This is a genomic window from Streptomyces taklimakanensis, from assembly GCF_009709575.1.
Classification (GTDB): Bacteria; Actinomycetota; Actinomycetes; order Streptomycetales; family Streptomycetaceae; genus Streptomyces; species Streptomyces taklimakanensis.
Genome location: NZ_WIXO01000001.1, coordinates 3,459,293 through 3,477,308 on the forward strand (window position 1 = coordinate 3,459,293; position 18,016 = coordinate 3,477,308).

The 18,016-nt window shown below is 72.1% G+C and carries 18 protein-coding genes; 13 read left to right on the forward strand and 5 right to left on the reverse strand.

What is annotated here, in order from left to right:
- Positions 1–26: 26 nt before the first annotated feature.
- Entirely contained in the window at positions 27–476 is a 450-nt protein-coding gene (locus F0L17_RS15330; protein WP_155071524.1) for a PLD nuclease N-terminal domain-containing protein, read from the reverse strand.
- A 131-nt stretch (positions 477–607) separates the two neighbouring features.
- Here F0L17_RS15330 and F0L17_RS15335 point away from each other — a divergent pair, with 131 nt between their 5' ends.
- Together F0L17_RS15335 and mqnP are read left to right on the forward strand one after the other, a co-directional pair.
- The gene (locus F0L17_RS15335; protein WP_155071525.1) at positions 608–2,059 is read left to right on the forward strand and encodes a menaquinone biosynthesis decarboxylase; all 1,452 of its coding nucleotides are present in this window, start codon (positions 608–610) and stop codon (positions 2,057–2,059) included.
- Positions 2,056–2,976 (forward strand): menaquinone biosynthesis prenyltransferase MqnP, encoded by a 921-nt coding sequence (gene mqnP / locus F0L17_RS15340; RefSeq protein ID WP_162466234.1) that lies wholly within the window; start codon positions 2,056–2,058, stop codon positions 2,974–2,976. The genes F0L17_RS15335 and mqnP overlap by 4 nt, the downstream gene beginning before the upstream one ends.
- Positions 2,977–3,052: 76 nt before the next feature.
- Here the strand turns inward: mqnP and F0L17_RS15345 are convergent, their stop codons facing one another.
- Together F0L17_RS15345 and F0L17_RS15350 are read right to left on the reverse strand one after the other, a co-directional pair.
- The gene (locus tag F0L17_RS15345) at positions 3,053–3,673 is read right to left on the reverse strand and encodes a rhomboid family intramembrane serine protease (RefSeq protein ID WP_155071526.1); all 621 of its coding nucleotides are present in this window, start codon (positions 3,671–3,673) and stop codon (positions 3,053–3,055) included.
- Positions 3,674–3,812: 139 nt separating this feature from the next.
- Positions 3,813–4,898: a hypothetical protein gene (locus F0L17_RS15350; protein WP_155071527.1), complete on the reverse strand. Its 1,086-nt coding sequence runs from the start codon at positions 4,896–4,898 to the stop codon at positions 3,813–3,815.
- A gap of 189 nt (positions 4,899–5,087) precedes the next feature.
- Between F0L17_RS15350 and F0L17_RS15355 the strand changes: the two genes are divergently transcribed.
- The 6 genes from F0L17_RS15355 (at position 5,088) to F0L17_RS15380 (ending at position 10,538) form a co-directional block, all read left to right on the forward strand.
- Positions 5,088–5,843 carry a UbiX family flavin prenyltransferase gene (locus F0L17_RS15355; RefSeq protein WP_338018097.1) on the forward strand — a complete coding sequence of 252 codons (756 nt, stop codon included), beginning with the start codon at positions 5,088–5,090 and terminating at the stop codon, positions 5,841–5,843.
- Between the two features lie 110 nt (positions 5,844–5,953).
- Positions 5,954–6,421, forward strand: a complete 468-nt coding sequence (locus tag F0L17_RS15360) for an Lrp/AsnC family transcriptional regulator (protein ID WP_155071528.1) — start codon at positions 5,954–5,956, stop codon at positions 6,419–6,421.
- A gap of 99 nt (positions 6,422–6,520) precedes the next feature.
- A complete protein-coding gene (mqnE, locus tag F0L17_RS15365; RefSeq protein WP_155071529.1) occupies positions 6,521–7,684 on the forward strand; it encodes an aminofutalosine synthase MqnE in 1,164 nt (387 codons plus the stop codon).
- Between the two features lie 50 nt (positions 7,685–7,734).
- Positions 7,735–8,259: a GNAT family N-acetyltransferase gene (locus F0L17_RS15370; RefSeq protein WP_162466235.1), complete on the forward strand. Its 525-nt coding sequence runs from the start codon at positions 7,735–7,737 to the stop codon at positions 8,257–8,259.
- 138 nt (positions 8,260–8,397) lie between these two features.
- The gene (locus F0L17_RS15375) at positions 8,398–8,688 is read left to right on the forward strand and encodes a DUF4229 domain-containing protein (protein ID WP_338018262.1); all 291 of its coding nucleotides are present in this window, start codon (positions 8,398–8,400) and stop codon (positions 8,686–8,688) included.
- A 437-nt stretch (positions 8,689–9,125) separates the two neighbouring features.
- Positions 9,126–10,538, forward strand: coding sequence for a dicarboxylate/amino acid:cation symporter (locus tag F0L17_RS15380; RefSeq protein WP_162466829.1), 1,413 nt, complete (start codon positions 9,126–9,128; stop codon positions 10,536–10,538).
- 319 nt (positions 10,539–10,857) lie between these two features.
- Here the strand turns inward: F0L17_RS15380 and F0L17_RS15385 are convergent, their stop codons facing one another.
- On the reverse strand, positions 10,858–11,061 hold the full coding sequence (locus tag F0L17_RS15385; RefSeq protein ID WP_093660436.1) for a cold-shock protein: 204 nt from the start codon (positions 11,059–11,061) through the stop codon (positions 10,858–10,860).
- 342 nt (positions 11,062–11,403) lie between these two features.
- Here F0L17_RS15385 and F0L17_RS15390 point away from each other — a divergent pair, with 342 nt between their 5' ends.
- The 5 genes from F0L17_RS15390 to F0L17_RS15410 all read left to right on the forward strand — a co-directional run bounded on the left by F0L17_RS15390 (position 11,404) and on the right by F0L17_RS15410 (position 16,595).
- Entirely contained in the window at positions 11,404–12,279 is an 876-nt protein-coding gene (locus tag F0L17_RS15390; protein WP_162466236.1) for an MqnA/MqnD/SBP family protein, read from the forward strand.
- A 171-nt stretch (positions 12,280–12,450) separates the two neighbouring features.
- Entirely contained in the window at positions 12,451–13,650 is a 1,200-nt protein-coding gene (gene mqnC / locus F0L17_RS15395) for a cyclic dehypoxanthinyl futalosine synthase (protein ID WP_162466237.1), read from the forward strand.
- 14 nt (positions 13,651–13,664) lie between these two features.
- Positions 13,665–14,225 carry an imidazolonepropionase-like domain-containing protein gene (locus F0L17_RS15400; protein WP_155071531.1) on the forward strand — a complete coding sequence of 187 codons (561 nt, stop codon included), beginning with the start codon at positions 13,665–13,667 and terminating at the stop codon, positions 14,223–14,225.
- Between the two features lie 184 nt (positions 14,226–14,409).
- On the forward strand, positions 14,410–15,102 hold the full coding sequence (locus tag F0L17_RS15405) for a demethylmenaquinone methyltransferase (RefSeq protein ID WP_162466238.1): 693 nt from the start codon (positions 14,410–14,412) through the stop codon (positions 15,100–15,102).
- Between the two features lie 173 nt (positions 15,103–15,275).
- Positions 15,276–16,595: a geranylgeranyl reductase family protein gene (locus tag F0L17_RS15410; RefSeq protein WP_162466239.1), complete on the forward strand. Its 1,320-nt coding sequence runs from the start codon at positions 15,276–15,278 to the stop codon at positions 16,593–16,595.
- A 163-nt stretch (positions 16,596–16,758) separates the two neighbouring features.
- Here F0L17_RS15410 and F0L17_RS15415 read toward each other — a convergent pair whose 3' ends face one another.
- Positions 16,759–17,613, reverse strand: a complete 855-nt coding sequence (locus F0L17_RS15415; protein WP_155071532.1) for a C40 family peptidase — start codon at positions 17,611–17,613, stop codon at positions 16,759–16,761.
- Between the last annotated feature and the right edge of the window lie 403 nt (positions 17,614–18,016).

Here is an 18,016-nt window from a genome sequence, read left to right on the forward strand (position 1 = left end):
AGCGGGGGCCGAAGGAGGCGCGTTCCTCAGGAGGCGGCGGGCGGGGGATCCTCCGGCCCGCCGTTCCCCTTGTCGTGCTCCTTGGCCCCGCCCTCGTTCCGCTTCTCGCCATCGCGCGACGCGTCGTCACCGGCCCGAGGCTCCCGCTCCGGCTCCTGCCGCTGCTCCGGTTCCGACTCCGGCCGCTCGGGGTTCCGCCCGCGCTCGTTGATGGACTTCAGGAACTCGGGATTGTCGTCCGGCGCGACCCAGCGGCGCTCGGCGGGCCGCACGGCTCCGTAGGGAGCGTTCTTGCGCGGACGTCCGACCACGAACCAGGCGATGGGGCCGACCAGCACCGAGCCGAAGAGCAGGATGACGAACACCCACGCCAGTTTCGGCAGTTTGCGGGTCTCGTTCTCGGGGGTGTTCAGGCAGTCGATGAAGGCGTAGACCCACACCGCCAGGAGCAGAACGGTCGGAAGAATCCTGAGCATGGGCAACGCTCCCTGGAAGCGGTCGTGCGGCGGGTGTCGCCCCCGCGGCCTGCGGCCCGGGACCGCCGGGTTGGAGCCGGAGTACGGCCCCGTGACACGCCCAGGGTAATCGGTGTCGGATACTTGCCCACATGGCATACGACGATCTCCGCTCGCTGCTGCGGGCCCTGGAGCGCGACGGTGACCTCGTCCGGGTCAAGGCCGAGGTGGACCCCCACCTGGAAGTGGGGGAGATCGTCGACCGGGTCCAGAAGTCCGGCGGTCCGGCCCTGCTCTTCGAGAACGTCCGCGGCACCGACCTCCCGCTGGCGATGAACGTCTACGGCACCGACCGCAGGTTGCTCAAGGCGCTGGGCCTGGCCTCCTACGACGAGATCGGCGAGAAGATCGGCGGACTGCTGAGGCCGGAGCTGCCGCACGGCTTCGTCGGGGTCCGGGAGGCGTTCGGCAAGCTCGGTTCGATGGCGCACGTGCCGCCGAGGAAGGTCAAGGAGGCACCCGTCCAGGACGTGGTCCTCACCGGCGACGACGTCGACCTGGAGAAGCTGCCCGCGCTGTTCACCTGGCCCGAGGACGGCGGCTCGTTCTTCAACCTGGGCCTGACCCACACCAAGGACCCCGAGACCGGCATCCGCAACCTGGGCCTGTACCGGCTCCAGCGCCACGACCGGCGCACCATCGGGATGCACTGGCAGATCCACAAGGACAGCCGCAACCACTACCAGGTGGCCGCGCGGCGCGGCGAGCGGTTGCCGGTGGCCATCGCCTTCGGCTGTCCGCCCGCCGTCACCTACGCCTCCACCGCGCCGTTGCCCGGCGACATCGACGAGTACCTCTTCGCCGGTTTCCTCCAGGGGAGGCGGGTGGAGATGGTGGACTGCAAGACGGTGCCGCTCCAGGTCCCGGCCCGTGCCGAGGTGGTGCTGGAGGGCTGGCTGGAACCGGGGAAGATGCTTCCGGAGGGGCCCTTCGGCGACCACACCGGCTTCTACACGCCCCAGGAGGACTTCCCGGCGCTGACCATCGACTGCGTCACCATGCGCAGGCGACCGGTCTTCCAGTCGATCGTGGTGGGCCGCCCGCCGACGGAGGACGGTCCGCTGGGACGGGCCACGGAGCGGTTCTTCCTGCCGCTGCTGAAGATCATCGTGCCGGACATCGTGGACTACCACCTGCCGGAGGCGGGTGGCTTCCACAACTGCGCGATCGTCTCGATCGACAAGAAGTACCCCAAGCACGCGCAGAAGGTGATGTCGGCGATCTGGGGCGCGCACATGATGTCGCTGACCAAGCTGATCGTCGTGGTGGACGCCGACTGCGACGTCCACGATCTGCACGAGGTCGCCTGGCGGGCCCTGGGCAACACCGACTACGCCCGCGACCTGCTGCTCACCGAAGGACCGGTCGACCACCTCGACCACGCCTCCTACCAGCAGTTCTGGGGGGGCAAGGCGGGCATCGACGCCACCGCCAAGTGGCCCGAGGAGGGCTACACCCGCGACGGCGGCTGGCCGAACATGGTGCTCTCCGACCCGGACACGGCCGAGAAGGTCACCCGCCGCTGGCGGGAGTACGGGCTGTGAGCGCCGCGGCGGAAGGCGTCGCCGGGCCACAGCCGGCCCCGGACGTGGGCAGGGTCAGGGCGTTCCTGCGGCTGGTGATGATCGAGCACTCGATCTTCGCCCTGCCCTTCGCCTACATCGCCTCGCTCACCGCGATGTTCCTCGACGACGGAACCGTCCACTGGTGGGACCTGCTGCTGGTCACCGTCGCGATGGTGGGCATGCGCACCTTCGCCATGGCCGCCAACCGGATCATCGACCGGGAGATCGACGCGCGCAATCCGCGCACCGCGGGCCGGGAACTCGTCACCGGGACGGTGTCGGTGCGCACCGCGTGGACCGGCGCGCTGATCGCCCTGGCCGTCTTCCTCGGTGCGGCGGCACTGCTCAACCCGCTGTGCCTGGCGCTGGCGCCGCTCGCGGTGGTGCCGATGGTGGTCTACCCCTACGGGAAGCGGTTCACCGACTTCCCCCACGCCATCCTCGGACTCGCCCAGGCCATCGGGCCCGTGGGCGCCTGGATCGCGGTCACCGGGACGTGGTCGTGGGAGGCGGTGGTCCTCGGAGCGGCGGTCGGCGTCTGGATCGGCGGCTTCGACCTGATCTACGCCTGCCAGGACGTGGCCGCCGACCGGGCCCACGGGGTGCGGTCGGTGCCGGCGCGCTTCGGCATCGCCGGGGCGCTGTACGGGGCGCGCGGCAGCCACGTCGTCACCGTGGCGCTGCTGGGCTGGTACGGGGCGCTGACGGAGGCCGGGGCGGCGTACTGGGTGGGCCTGGCGATCGTGGCGGCGGCGTTCGGCTACGAGCACTCCATCGTGCGGCCCGGCGATCTGTCCCGACTGAACCGGGCGTTCTTCACCGTCAACGGCTTCATCGGAATGGCCCTGTTCGGGTGCGCGCTCGTCGACCTGGTGGTCCGCGGGCTGACGCCCTGAACCCCACCGCCTCGGGGCCCACCGCCTCGGGTCCTGCCGCCGGAGGACGCCGCCGACCCCCGGTTCGGGGGGCGGGTCAGGGGATCGGCTGCCGGAACCGCCCGGCCGGCACCGAGCGGCGGAACCAGAACGCCGCCAGCACCCCGCCGATCAGCCCGAAGAGGTGTCCCTGCCACGAGACGCCCTCGGCGGTGGGCAGCACACCCCACAGGATCGAGCCGTAGACCAGCACGACGGTGATGCCGACCGTTATGTCCAGTGCGTCCCGGTCGACGAAGCCGCGCACCAGCAGATAGCCGAAGAGGCCGAACACCACGCCCGAGGCGCCCGCCGTGAGCGAGTTGTCCGGCGCGGTCAACCAGACGCCGGCGCCGCTGACGACGATGATGGTCAGGCAGACGGCCAGGAAGCGGGCGATGCCGCGCACGGCCGCCAGGAACCCCAGGACGAGCAGCGGCAGACTGTTGGCCGCGACGTGGTCCCAGCCGAAGTGGAGGAACGCCGCCGGCACGACGTCGGCCAGCTCCTCGGTCTCGCGCGGCGAGATGCCGTAGGTGTCCAGGGAGTGGCCGGTGGCGACGTCGAACGCCTCCAGCAGCCACAGCAGGGCCACCCAGGAGAGCATCAGCACTCCCGCGGCCATCGCTTTGGAGGCGCGCGAGGGGCGGGTCGCCCCGGTCGTCGGTCCGTACACCATCCGGTCCTCTCCCGATCGGTCACCGGTACGGTCGTTCCTGCCGTCCGCTGGGGGTCTGCCCGCTTTTCCCGTCCCGTACGACAGGAGAACGCCCCGGACCGCGGACGGAGTTCCGTCGGGGCCCCACCGCCGCTCCCGGTCAGGGGGCGGCGGACCCCAGTTCCCCGTAGAGCACGGCGGCCATCACGTCCTGCGGGTCCAGCCACTTCGCGTCGCCGGGGGCCCTCACCGGGACGACCTGGCCGGGGGCGAAGGTCAGGACCAGCGGCAGTGGGTCCGGTTCGGCCGGCCCCTCCTCCAGGAACTGTCCGAGGTCCACCGTCATTCCCGACAGGGTGCCGCCGCGCAGCTCCAGCTCGACGGTGACCTCCCGGTCCGGGGCCTCCTCCAGCCAGGTGAAGCCGATGCCGTCGAAGCGTTCCGCCAGCGGCTCCAGCGCGTCGGAGAGGTCGTCGGCCAGCGCGCGGGCGGGCAGGAGGACGTCGATGCGCTCGGCTCCGTCGGCGTGCCCGACGTCGCGGAAGGTCGCGTGCTCGTCCAGGGCACGGCGCACCGAGCCGATCAGGTGGTGCTGGGCCTCGGCGCTCTGGAGCAGGTCCACGCTGTTGGCCAGCCGCTGGGCGCGCTCGCCGTACGCGCCGCCCACGGCGCGGGCGAAGTGGTCGAACTCCTCGGGGTCGATCTGCACCCACCGGCCCCGGAACAGGTCACGGGCCGCCGCGAGGGAGGGCGGCAGGACGTCCGCCGTCTCGGCCTGCTCGACGGCCCGCGCCACCGTGCCGTGGCGGTCGCCGGTCTCGGCGGCCAACCCGGTCCAGTCGACGCGGACGTAGAAGTCGGTGCCTATCGACTTGTAGCCGACCAGGTCCGGGCCGCCGAAGCTCAGCGCGGCGGCGGTGTCGAGCCGATCGCCGTCGACCTCCCGCAGCGGTCGGTCGGCGCCGAACGCGAACGCCACCTCGGTGCGGGCCAACAGTCGGGCGTCGTCGGGGGAGGGCACGGTCCGCGCGCCGCGTTCGCGGCCGCGCCGGAGGACGTCGCGCACCCGCCCGGCCGGTGCCTCGACGCGTGCGGTGACCGACACCGCCTCCCACTCCCCGAGTCGGTCGACGGACTGGCGGGCCCTGGTTCCGACGTCGGCCCGCTCGGAGCCACCGCAGGCGACGGAGACGGCGAGCAGGAGGGCACAGCCGACGGCGGCCAGGCTCTTGCGGGTGACGGTCATGCGACGATCCAACTACTCGGGGGCGGAAAGGGGCCAGGGCCGGTCGGGCGCCGGCCAAGGCCTGGGGCCCACCGGCCGGCGCGGGAGGGCGGCGCGACGGCCGTTAGGCTCGGTGCCGTGACAGACGCCGTGGCAGACGCCGTGAGAGACGCCGTAGCAGACAGTGTGCGACGGCCGTGGATCGTCGGTGTGTCCGGGGCGTCCGGGACGCCGTACGCCGCCTCGGTGCTGCGCGCCCTGTTGGCGGCGGGCGAGGACGTGGACCTGGTGGTCAGCAGGGCCTCCCGGCTGACGTTGCTGGACGAGACCGGCCACCCCTTCCGTGACGCCCACTGGCGCGACGACCTGCGGCGCTGGCTCTCCCGCGGGGCGGACGGCGACGCCGAGGCGTACGGCGTGACGGTCGGGTCCCCGAGCGCGGACACGGACGCCGTCCCGGTCGCCGTCTTCGGCCCCGGCCTCGGCGCGCCCGCCGGCGACGTCGGCGGCGGGTCCGGCGGGTCCGGCGGGTCCGGCGGGGGATCCGGCGGCACTGTGCGGTACTGGTCGGCCGGTGACCTGGCCGCGGGGCCCTCGTCCGGCTCGTACCCGGCCAGGGGCATGGTCGTCGTCCCGGCCTCCACCGCCTCCGTCGCGGGGATCGCGCTGGGGCTGTCCAAGGACCTGCTCCAGCGCGCCGCGAGCGTCACCCTCAAGGAGCGCCGCCCGCTGGTCGTCGCCGTCCGCGAGACACCGCTGAACGGCCGGACGCTCGGGCACCTGGTCGACCTCGACGCGGCCGGCGCCGTGGTGCTGCCCGCCTCCCCGGCGTTCTACGCGGGCGCGGTCCACATCCGGGACCTGGTGGACTTCGTGGCGGGCCGGGCCCTGGACGCGATGGGTGTCCCCCACACTCTCTACCGCCGATGGAAAGGCGAGCTGGGGGGCGCACAAGGCCAGTCATAGGGCTACGCCCTCGGATGCCTTAGATTCATTCAGGAACAATCGGAAGACGACGACGGCGGCACCGGCAACGACGGCGAAGACGGCGCGGAAGACGGAAGGCACCAGGACGCATGGACGCGGTGGACAGGCAGCTCATCCAGGCGCTGCGCGAGAACGGCAGGGCCTCGTACGCCGAACTGGGCCGGCTCGTCGGCCTCTCCGGCCCCAGCGTGACCGACCGCATCAACCGCCTGGAGGCCGCCGGGGTGATCACCGGCTACCGGGCGACGGTGGACGCGCCCTCCCTGGGGCTGGGCGTGACCGCGCTGGTCGGCATCCAGCTCTCGGACTCGGTGGACCACGAGGACGTGGTGGAACGGCTGCGGGACCTGCCCGAGATCGAGGACTGCTGGTTCATCGCCGGGGACGACTCCTTCATGCTCAAGGTCCGCTCCACCGACGTGGACGGTCTGGAGCGGATGATCCGCAGGCTCTCGGGCACCAAGGGCGTCTCCCGGACCCGCACCACCATCGTGCTCTCCACCAAGTGGGAGAACCGCGTCGGGGAGCTGCCCGAGCCCGAGGGCGAGGGCCGCTGACCCGGCCGACCCGGCCGGGCGTAGGCTCGTCGAGCCGCCCCCCACGGACGGCCGCAGGACCCGCAACCCCCGCACACAGGAACAAGGAGGCGGCGACGCATGGACGCTGGGCTCAAGCGTGAGCTGGAGGAGAAGGTCCTCGCGGGCGAACGGCTGACCCGCGAGGACGGCATCGCCCTGTACGAGTCCGACGACCTGGCCTGGCTGGGCGGCCTCGCCCACGAGATGCGCACTCGGAAGAACGGCGACGTCGTCTACTTCAACGTCAACCGGCACCTGAACATGACCAACGTGTGCACGGCCTCGTGCGCCTACTGCTCCTTCCAGCGCAAGCCGGGGGAGAAGGACGCGTACACCATGCGCATCGAGGAGGCCGTGCGGCTGGCCAGGGCGATGGAGGGCGAGAACCTCACCGAGCTGCACATCGTCAACGGCCTCCACCCCACCCTGCCCTGGCGCTACTACCCGCGCTCGCTGCGGGAGCTGAAGAAGGCGCTGCCGCAGGTGTCGCTGAAGGCGTTCACCGCCACCGAGATCCACCACTTCGAGACGATCTCGGGCATGTCGGCGTCGGAGATCCTCGACGAGCTGATCGACGCCGGGCTGGAGTCGCTGACCGGCGGCGGCGCGGAGATCTTCGACTGGGAGGTGCGGCAGCACATCGTCGACCACCGCACCCACTGGGAGGACTGGTCGCGCATCCACCGCCTCGCGCACGAAAAGGGCCTCAAGACGCCCTGCACCATGCTGTACGGTCACATCGAGGAGCCCCATCACCGGGTGGACCACGTCCTGCGGCTGCGCGAGCTCCAGGACGAGACCGGCGGCTTCCAGGTCTTCATCCCGCTGCGCTACCAGCACGACTTCGTGGACATGAAGGACGGCAAGATCCGCAACCGCCTCCAGTCCCGCACCACGATGGCCACCGGAGCGGAGGCGCTGAAGACCTTCGCGGTCTCCCGGCTGCTGTTCGACAACGTGCCCCACGTGAAGGTGTTCTGGGTGATGCACGGTGTCCAGACCGCCCAGCTCGCCCTCCAGCACGGCGCGGACGACATGGACGGCTCGGTCGTCGAGTACAAGATCACTCATGACGCGGACAACTACGGCACCCCCGACAAGCTCACCCGCGAGGACCTGCTGGAGCTGATCCGCGACGCCGGCTTCCGTCCGATCGAGCGGAACACCCGCTACGAGATCGTCCGCGAGTACGAGGGGCCCGACCCGGCGCGGCGCGAGTCCCCGCAGCCGATGCGGATCTGAGCGCGGAAGCGCGGGGAGACGGCCGGAGCGGAAGGACGGAAGGCGACACGGTGGCACTGCGGTACGTACTCGACCCCCCTGTCGACCGGCGGCTGACCGACGGGATATGCGCCCTGTGGGCGGACGTGACCAACGCGGGCGGCGCCGTCGCCTTCGTGCCGCCCGTCACCGCCGAGGACGTCCGCCCCGAACTCGTCCGGCACCTCGTCGCGATGGCGGAGGGCCGGGCGCGGCTGCTGGTGGCGTACGACGAGCACGGGGAGCCAGCCGGCACCGCCTTCCTCACACTGAACACACACCGGCTGATGCGACACTGGGTGTGGCTGTACACCGTGATGCTGCACCCCGCCCGTCAGGGCCGGGGCGAGGGCCGGGCGCTGATGGCCGCCGTGGCGGACGCCGCCGCGGGCCTGGACGGCGTCCTGGGCATCCGGCTCACCTGCCGCGGCGGGCTCGGGCTGGAGCACTTCTACGAGTCGTGCGGCTACAAGGAGGTCGGACGGGTCCCCGACGCCATCAAGGTCGGGGACGGCGACTTCCGGGACGACATCACCATGTGGCTCCGGCTCCGCTGACCGGGCCGCGCCGAAAGGACCACCACCGTGACCAGCACTCCGGAGACCGGCACCCCGAAGGACGTGCCGGACACGGCACCGCAGCCGAGCACCCCGACCACCCCCGCCGCGCCGGCCGGGGGCGCCGACGCCGCACCGGTGCGGCGGGCCCCGCACGCCACGCTCCGCTACACGGCCATGCGGCTGGGCATCTTCGTCGCCTGCTTCGTGGTCGTCGCGGTGCTCGCCTACGTCGGCGTCCTGCCCGAGGCCATCGGCAAGGCCAACCCGCTGTGGCTGCTGATGCTCGCCATGGTCGTCTCCGCGCCGCTCAGCCTCGTGCTGCTGCGCAGGCAGCGCGACGAGATGTCCGTGCAGATCGCCGAGCGCGTGGGCCGCGCCAAGCAGCGGCTCGCCGCCAACCGGAGCCAGGAGGACGAGGTCGCCTGAGGACGCGGCGCCCCGAGCGCCGCGGGTGATCCGCGTCACCCGCCCTCCGCACGCCCCGCCGGGAATGCCCTTCCCCGGCGGGGCGTTGTGCGTCGGCGTACGACGCTCCCCGGGACCGACCGAGGGGAGCACCGTGAGCCCGGTGTTAGCGTGAGGACCGTGACGACAGCAGCCCGCACCCCATCCCAGGCCAGGAGCACCATGCTCGTGGCCCGGCTGCACGTCGACCTCTGCCGCTGCCTGTCGGCGGCCTGTCGCCGCCGCTGATCCGGCGCGACCGCCGGCGGCCGGACGGTCTTCCTCCGGCGCCCTCTTCCCCCTTCCCGAGTTTTCCGGGACCGTCGAGTTCTCCGAACCGAGCCGCGAGCCGGGAAAGCCCGGAGCAACGAGAACTCCGTCCCCCGACGCATCACCGGAGTGTGTCCGTGTCCTCCAACGTGTCCTCCAACACGTCCAGCACGCCCAGCGCCCCTGGCGAACCGAACACCCCCCAGGGGCGCCGAATACGCCTGCCCAGAGTGCCGTTCTGGGCCCAGATCCTTCTCGGCCTGGTCCTCGGCGTCCTGCTGGGCTGGGCCGCCCGCAGCGGTGACATCGCCTGGCTGGGCACCGCCCTGGACAGGATCGGCGGCACCTTCGTCCAACTGCTGAAGCTGGCCGTCGGACCGCTGGTCTTCTTCGCGATCGCCGTCTCGATCACCAACCTGCGGAACGTCTCGGGCGCCGCCCGGCTGGCCGGCCGCACCCTGTTGTGGTTCATGGCCACCTCGCTGATCGCCGTCGCGATCGGCCTGGGCATCGGCCTGCTCACCGACCCCGGCGCGGGCACCGGCCTGTCCCCGAAGGACGGCGCCCGGCCCGAGAGCTCCGGTTCCTGGCTGGACTTCCTGACCGGGATCATCCCGACGGACGTGATCACGCCGTTCACCGAGCTGAAGGTCCTGCAGATCGTCTTCATGGCCGCCGTCGCCGGCATCGCCGCGCTGCGCGTCGGCGAGAAGGCCGAGCCGCTGCTGGCCTTCGCCGAGTCCGCCCTGGCCCTGCTCCAGAAGGCCCTGTGGTGGGTCATCCGGCTGGCCCCGCTGGGCACCCTCGGTCTGATCGGCCGCGCGATCAACGAGTACGGCTGGGACCTGATCGGGCAGTACGCCACCTTCACCGCCGACGTCTACATCGGCTGCCTGCTGGTGATGTTCGGCGTCTACCCGCTGCTGCTGGCGACCGCCGCCCGGGTCAACCCGCTGCAGTTCTTCCGCGGTGCCTGGCCCGCCATCCAGCTCGCCTTCGTCTCCCGTTCCTCGGTGGGCACCATGCCGCTGACCCAGAAGGTCACCGAGCGGCTCGGCGTGCCGAAGGAGTACGCGAGCTTCGCCGTCCCGTTCGGCGCCACCACCAAGATGGACGGCTGCGCGGCGGTCTACCCGGCGCTCGCCGCGATCTTCGTCGCGGAGATCTTCGGGGTGTCCCTGGGTATCGGCGACTACCTGCTGATCGCCTTCGTCTCGGTCATCGGCTCGGCCGCCACCGCGGGCCTGACCGGCGCCACGGTGATGACCACGCTGACCCTCTCCACCCTCGGCCTGCCGCTGGAGGGCGTGGGTCTGCTGCTGGCGATCGACCCGATCCTGGACATGATGCGGACCGCCACCAACGTCACCGGCCAGGCCGTCGTCCCGGTCCTGGTCGCCGCCCGGGAACGGATCCTGGACCTGGAGGCCTTCCACAGCGCCAGGAGCTTCGACATCGACGAGGCGGACGCCGACTCCGGCCCCGGCCCCGAGGGGGCCGAGGACACCGGGGCCGGCACCGGGAGCAGGGGTCGGGGCGAACCGGCCGCCGTCACCGCCTGACCCGGTCGTCCGGTCGCGCACCGGCCTCCACCACGAGACGGGCCCCGTCCGTCCCGCCCCCGACGGGGCCGGGACGGACGGGGCCCGTCGGCGTTCCGGCGTTCGGGTGGGGATCGCTCGGCATCCGGGTGGGGCCGCGGCACGGGCCGCCGGCCCAAGGGGGACGAGGAGCCGTTCCGGCCGGACACAAGGCAGGAGCCCCCGCCTGGGCGGGGGCTCCTTGGGTACTGCTTATCCGGTCGTCTGCCGGTGCCCTACCGCCTCGGCGAGGCGGTGACGGGCGCCGACACGGCCAGGGTTCTGGCCGAGCCGGGGCAACTCAGGCCGCGGTGACGTTCTCCGCCTGCGGGCCCTTCGGGCCCTGCGTCACGTCGAAGGTGACCGCCTGGTTCTCCTCCAGGGAACGGAAACCGTTCGCATTGATCGCGGAGTAGTGAACGAACACATCGGGACCGCCGCCGTCCTGGGCGATGAAACCAAAGCCCTTTTCGGCGTTGAACCACTTGACGGTTCCGGTAGCCATAAGCCCTCCTTGGGCCTATAAGGGTTGCCCTGCTCCAGAACCCCGTAAAGAAGTCTGAAAACGACGAGAGCCCGCGGTCACATGCTCCGCAGGCTCTGTACTGCAAGGGAAACCAAACTGCAACTTGCTTCGAGCTTAGCACGGTGCCCTCCGGAGCGGAAGACCGATCGGAAAATGTCGCGGCCGTTCGGGTGAGGCCCCCGAACGACCCCCTCGGCGACCTCCCGGCGAGGCCCCGACCGGAGCCCGACAAGGCCCCGACCAGGGCCGGACCGGGGCCGGACCGGGTCCCGGCCGGCCCCCGGAGGAACCGGGGCCCACCCGCGGGGATAGCCTCGCCGAGTGGAAACATCTGCCGCAGACCAGCCCGTCGCCGACCCCCTCCGGAGGCGGCCCCGCGTCGGGCACATCCAGTTCCTCAACTGTCTGCCCCTCTACTGGGGCCTGGCCCGCACCGGCACTCTGCTCGACCTGGAGCTCACCAAGGACACCCCGGAAAAACTGAGCGAACTGTTGGTGGACGGGAAACTCGACATCGGCCCGATCACCCTGGTGGAATTCCTCCGCAACGCCGACCGGCTGGTCGCGCTGCCCGACATCGCGGTGGGCTGCGACGGCCCGGTGATGTCCTGCGTCATCGTCTCCAAGGTGCCGCTGGAGGCGCTGGACGGCGAGCGCGTCGCCCTGGGCTCCACCTCCCGCACCTCGGTGCGCCTGGCCCAGCTGCTCCTCACCGAGCGGTACGGCCTGGCCCCCGACTACTACACCTGCCCGCCCGACCTCGGCCTGATGATGCAGGAGGCCCAGGCCGCCGTGCTGATCGGCGACGCCGCCCTGCGCGCCTCCCTCCACGACGCCCCCCGGCTCGGGCTCCACGTCCACGACCTCGGTCGGATGTGGAAGGAGTGGACCGGCCTCCCCTTCGTCTTCGCCGTCTTCGCCGCCCGCCGCGACTACCTGGAGCGCGAGCCGGCCACCGTCCGCGAGGTCCACCGGGCCTTCCTCGCCTCCCGGGACCTCTCCCTGGAGGAGGTCGGCAAGGTGGCCGAGCAGGCGGCCCGCTGGGAGGCGTTCGACGCGGAACTGCTGGAACGCTACTTCACCACGCTGGACTTCCGGTTGGGCGCCGAACAGCTCGGCGGCATCGCCGAGTTCGCCCGCCGCACCGGACCCACCACCGGGTTCCCGGCCGACGTGCGCGTCGACCTCCTGGGCTGAGGCCGACGGCCCGGGGAGCGTCGGCGCGGTGCCCGAGGCGCTCGTCGGCACCCGACGAGGACGGCCCCCGTCCGCACCGTTCCGACCGGCCGGATCGCCGTCGAACCCCTGGCGTACGCTGGATCGGGCGCTGTGCCAGGACGCGCCGGACCGACCTGAGAGGACCTCCCGGTGACCGAGAACGCCGACCTGACGTCCGTACTCGACCGCGCCGCCGGAGGCGGGCGGATCAGCGCGGAGGAGGCGTTGGAGCTCTACCGGCACGCCCCGCTGCACGCACTGGGACGGGCCGCCGACGCGGCGCGTCGCCGCCGTTACGCGGGCACCGAGCACATCGCCACGTACATCATCGAGCGGAACATCAACTACACCAACGTCTGCGTGACCGCCTGCAGGTTCTGCGCCTTCTACGCGGCGCCCAAGGACACCGCCAAGGGGTGGACGCGCGACCTGGACGACATCCTGCGCCGCTGCGAGGAGACGGTCGCCCTCGGCGGCACCCAGATCATGTTCCAGGGCGGCCACCACCCCGACTTCGGCGTCGAGTACTACGAGGAGCACTTCGCGGCGATCAAGGAGCGCTTCCCCGAACTGGTGATCCACTCGCTGGGGGCGTCCGAGATCGAACACATGGCCCGGATCTCGGGCGTGACGGTGGAGGAGGCCATCACCCGCGTCCGCGACGCCGGTCTGGACTCCTTCGCCGGGGCCGGGGCCGAACTGCTGCCGGAGCGCCCGCGCAGGGCGATCGCGCCGCTGAAGGAGTCCGGTGAACGCTGGCTGGAGATCATGGAGGCCGCCCACCGGCTGGGCGTGGAGTCCACCTCCACCATGCTGATGGGCACCGGCGAGACCAACGCCGAGCGCATCGAGCACCTGCGGATGATCCGCGACGTGCAGGACCGCACCGGCGGGTTCCGCGCCTTCATCCCGTACACCTACCAGCCGGAGAACAACCACCTGAAGGGCCGCACCCAGGCGACGCTCTTCGAGTACCTGCGGATCCTGGCCGTCGCCCGGCTCTTCCTGGACAACGTCGCCCACATCCAGGGCTCGTGGCTGACGACGGGCAAGGAGGTCGGCCAGCTCTCCCTCCACTACGGCGCCGACGACCTGGGCTCGGTGATGCTGGAGGAGAACGTCGTCTCCTCGGCCGGAGCGAAGCACCGCTCCAACCGCATGGAGCTGATCGACCTGATCCGCAAGGCCGGTCGCGTCCCGGCACAGCGCTCGACGACGTACGAGCACCTGGTCGTCCACGACGACCCGGCGATGGACCCGGTGGACGACAAGGTGGTCTCCCACCTGTCCTCCACGGCCATCGAGGGCGGCACCGCCCACCCGGAACTCAAGCTCGTCGACGCCAACTGACCCGGCCGGCGGCCATGCTGACGCTCCACGTCCCACTCGCCGTCCGCGCCACCGGGGATGGCGAGCCGCTCGCGGGGTACGCGGTGGCCGTCGAGGGCGACCGGATCGCGGCGATCGACCCCCTGGGGGAGTTGGACGCGGCGTACCCGGAGGCACGCATCCGCCGCTGGTCCGGCGTCCTCGGCCCCGGCCGCTGCGCGGCCGACGCGGCGGCGTGGCTGGAGGCCGCCTACCACCCCGACCCGCGCGAGACGGGCCTCCCCGGCATCCCGAGCACCGAGCCGCTGACGGGCGAGGCCCTGGCCGCCCTGGAGATGGACGACGCCCGGTGGGGCGCCAGTGCCCGCCGCGGCCTCCAACGCCTGCTGCGCGAGGGGGTCACGTCCGTCGTGGGGCCCTTCACCCACCCCGCCGTCCGTACGGCCGTCCGACGCTCGGGCCTGGCCGTCCTGACGGCGCCCCGCCCGTCCGCCCTGGCGCCCGGCGCCCGCGCGGACTTCGCCGTCCACGACGAGGGTGACGACCGCTGCCTGGCCACGGTCCTCGCCGGTCGCCTGCTCCACCGCACCGCCTGAGCCCCCCGGCCGGTACGGCCACCGGCCGCACCGGCCGCACCGGCCGCCGTCTCGCGGGCGCGGAAGGCGAAGCGGACACCGCTCACGCCACCACCCGCCCGTCGTGGACGACCGGGTCGGGACGGGCCGGACCCCGCGCCGGGGCGCTTCGGGGATCCGGCGGCCGTGCTGCCAGAATGGCCGTGTGACGCGCGCATCCCTGGACAAGCACCCCGACGAAGTCGCCGCGATGTTCGACAAGGTGGCGGCCCGGTACGACCTCACCAACGACGTGCTGTCCCTGGGGCAGACGCGGTTGTGGCGACGGGCGGTCGCCCGCGCCGTGGACGCGCGGCCGGGGGAGCGGGTGCTGGACCTGGCCGCCGGGACGGGGACCTCGTCGGTGCCGTTCGCCCTCGCCGGGGCGTTCACCGTGCCGTGCGACTTCTCCCAGGGGATGCTGCGGGAGGGGAAGAAGCGGGAGCCGTGGATGCCGTTCACGGCCGGGGACGCCACGCGACTGCCCTTCGCGGAGGACGTGTTCGACGCCGTCACCATCTCCTTCGGCCTGCGGAACGTCCACGACCCCGACGCCGCGCTGCGCGAGATGCTGCGGGTGACCAAGCCCGGTGGACGCGTGGTGATCTGCGAGTTCAGCCACCCCACCCGGGCGCCGCTGCGCACCGTCTACACCGAGTACCTGATGCGGGCCCTGCCGCGGGTGGCGACCGCCGTGTCCAGCAACCCGGACGCCTACGTCTACCTCGCCGACTCCATCCGCGCCTGGCCCGACCAGCCCGCCCTGGCCCGTCGGCTCCAGGAGGCGGGCTGGACGAGGGTGGCCTGGCGGAACCTGACGGGCGGGATCGTCGCCCTGCACCGGGGGTACGCCGCGTAGGACGGCCGTGCGGGACGGCCGCGTGGGACGGGCCGGCGGTGCGAGGGGGGAAGCGGAGGAGAGGTCGCGGGCGCAGCCCTTTCCCGGCGGGCCCAGGGGCCCCACATAGACTGCACCCGTCCAGTGCCCGGTGCGACCGGCACGTTGAACACCGAGACCCGCGGGAGTCCGTCGTGGCCGAGTCCTCCTCGAAATCCCCCTCGAAATCCTCCGCGAAGGCGGTCTCCGAACACAGCGCCGACGTGATCGTGGTCGGGGCCGGACCGGCCGGTTCCACCGCGGCCTACCACCTGGCGCGCTCCGGACTCGACGTGCTGCTGCTGGAGAAGACGGCCTTCCCCAGGGAGAAGGTCTGCGGGGACGGGCTGACGCCGCGCGCGGTCAAGCAGCTCGTCGCCATGGGCATCGACGTCTCCGAGGAGGCGGGCTGGCTGCGCAACAAGGGCCTGCGGATCATCGGCGGTGGAGTGCGGCTCCAGCTCGACTGGCCGGAGCTGGCGAGCTTCCCGGACTACGGACTGGTGCGCCGGCGCGACGACTTCGACGAGCAGCTCGCCCGGCAGGCCGAGAAGGCCGGGGCCCACCTGTACGAGCGGTGCAACGTCGGGGCGCCGATCGTCGACGGGCGCACCGGCCGGATCACGGGTGTGGAGGCGAGGCTGGGGGACGAGAAGAGGCCCGTCACCTTCCACGCGCCGCTGGTCGTCGCGGCCGACGGCAACTCCACGCGGCTGTCGGTGGCGATGGGCCTGCACCGGCGCGACGACCGTCCGATGGGTGTGGCCGTGCGCACCTACTTCACCTCGCCGCGCCACGACGACGACTACCTGGAGTCCTGGCTGGAGCTGTGGGACCGGCGCGGCGCGGAGGACAGGCTGCTGCCGGGCTACGGCTGGGTCTTCGGCATGGGCGACGGCACCTCCAACGTCGGTCTGGGCGTGCTCAACACCTCGTCGTCCTTCAAGGAGCTGGACTGGCGGGAGGTCCTCAAGGCGTGGTGCGCCTCGATGCCCGAGGAGTGGGGCTACACGCCCGAGAACATGACGGGTCCGATCCGTGGCGCGGCGCTGCCGATGGCGTTCAACCGGCAGCCGCACTACACGCGGGGGCTGCTGCTGGTCGGCGACGCGGGCGGCATGGTCAACCCGTTCAACGGCGAGGGCATCGCGTACGCGATGGAGTCCGGGCAGCTCGCGGCCGACGTCATCGTCCAGGCGCACGCCCGGCAGACCCCGGACCGGCGGGAGTTGGTGCTGCGCCGATACCCCAGGATCCTCAAGGACACCTACGGCGGCTACTACACGATGGGCCGCGCCTTCGTGAAGCTGATCGGCAACCCGAAGATCATGAAGCTGGCGGCCGAGCGCGGTCTGACGCACCCGCTGCTGATGCGCTTCACGTTGAAGCTGATGGCCAATCTGACGGAACCGACCGGCGGCGACGCGATGGACCGCGTCATCAACGCCCTGACGAAGGTGGCGCCCAGGGCCTGACGGTCCGCGCGGACCGGCCGGACCGTGCGGGGCGTGAGCCGCGTGCGGGGCGGCGGAGGCCGGGGAGACGACGAGACGCGGGTGGGGCCCGTCCGGACGGAACGTTCCGTCCGGACGGGCCCCACCCGCGTCTCGTCGTGCGGGCGGCCGGCGGCGCTCGGTGTCAGAGCACGCGCACCGCGCCCGTCGGCATGTCGTGACTCATGTCGCGCTCCACGACGCCGGTGGAGGGGTTCTGGGCGCCGACGAAGCGCCCGCCGCCGATGTAGACGGCCACGTGGTAGGCGCTGCCCGCGCCGCCCCAGTAGAGGATGTCGCCGGGCCGCAGGTTGCCCAGGGAGACCTGGGTGCCCGCCGTCGACTGGCTCTGGGAGGTGCGGGGGAGGCTGATGCCGATCTGCCGGAAGGCGGCCTGGGTGAGGCCGGAGCAGTCGTAGGCGCTCGGGCCGGTGGCGCCCATGACGTAGGACTTGCCGACCTGGGCCCGCAGGAAGGAGACCAGCGTCGCGGCGTTGCCCCCGGTGGGGGCGGTGGCGGTCGCGGTGGTGTTCGCGGTGCTCGTGGTGCCCGTGGTGCCCGTGGTGAGGGTGGTGCGCTGGGCGTCCCGCGAGGCGCGCTCCCGGGCCTCGCGCTCGGCGCGCTCCTTGCGGGCGGCCTCGGCGGCGGCCGCCCGGCGTTCCGCCTCCGCCTTGGCCTTGGCCTCCGCCTCGGCGCGCTTCGCGGCCTCGGCCATCGCCTTCTCGGCGGCCCGGGCGCGGGCGGCCTCGGTCTCGTAGTGGGTCGCGATCGTTCGTGAGGCGTCGGCGGCCTGTTCGATGCCGGCGGCCAGGTCGGGGACGATCGTGGGCATCTCCACGGTGTCGGCGGCCGTCTTCCTCTCCTCGGCGGAGGACGGGGCGGCCGCCGCGGTCACCGCGAGGGTGCTGAGGACGCCACCGGCAACCCCGGTGCGCAGCAGCGGGTTCCTGCCGGCACGACGGGGCTTCCGGTGGCTGGGTATGTGGGCGGTCTGGGACATGGCACAACGGCTATCAGCAGCCGGAGGTTGCGTTCAACAAAGGTGTGGTGCGTCACACTCGGCGTGTTCATGCCCGCTTTGCCTGCTTCCGGGCGCCGCGGGCCACGCCCCCGGGAGTCGATCATCGTCCGTTACGGGGCCGTGACCATGACATTGTCCGATTGATCCACTTCGCTCCGCGGGCGTACCACGCGAGCCCCTTCCGCGCAAAGGTGAGGGTGTGTCGGATGTGACGCACGTGGTGGACGTCACAGATTGAGCACGGTTTCACGATCTTCCGGTGACGGACGGCTCGGGGCGGTTCGCCCGGGGCGGGCCGCCGGCTCCCGCCGGACTCCTCGAAGGGGGCGGCCGGATGGTCGGCTGCGTCTAGCAATCTCTCCCGTCCAGGGCAAGTTTGCTT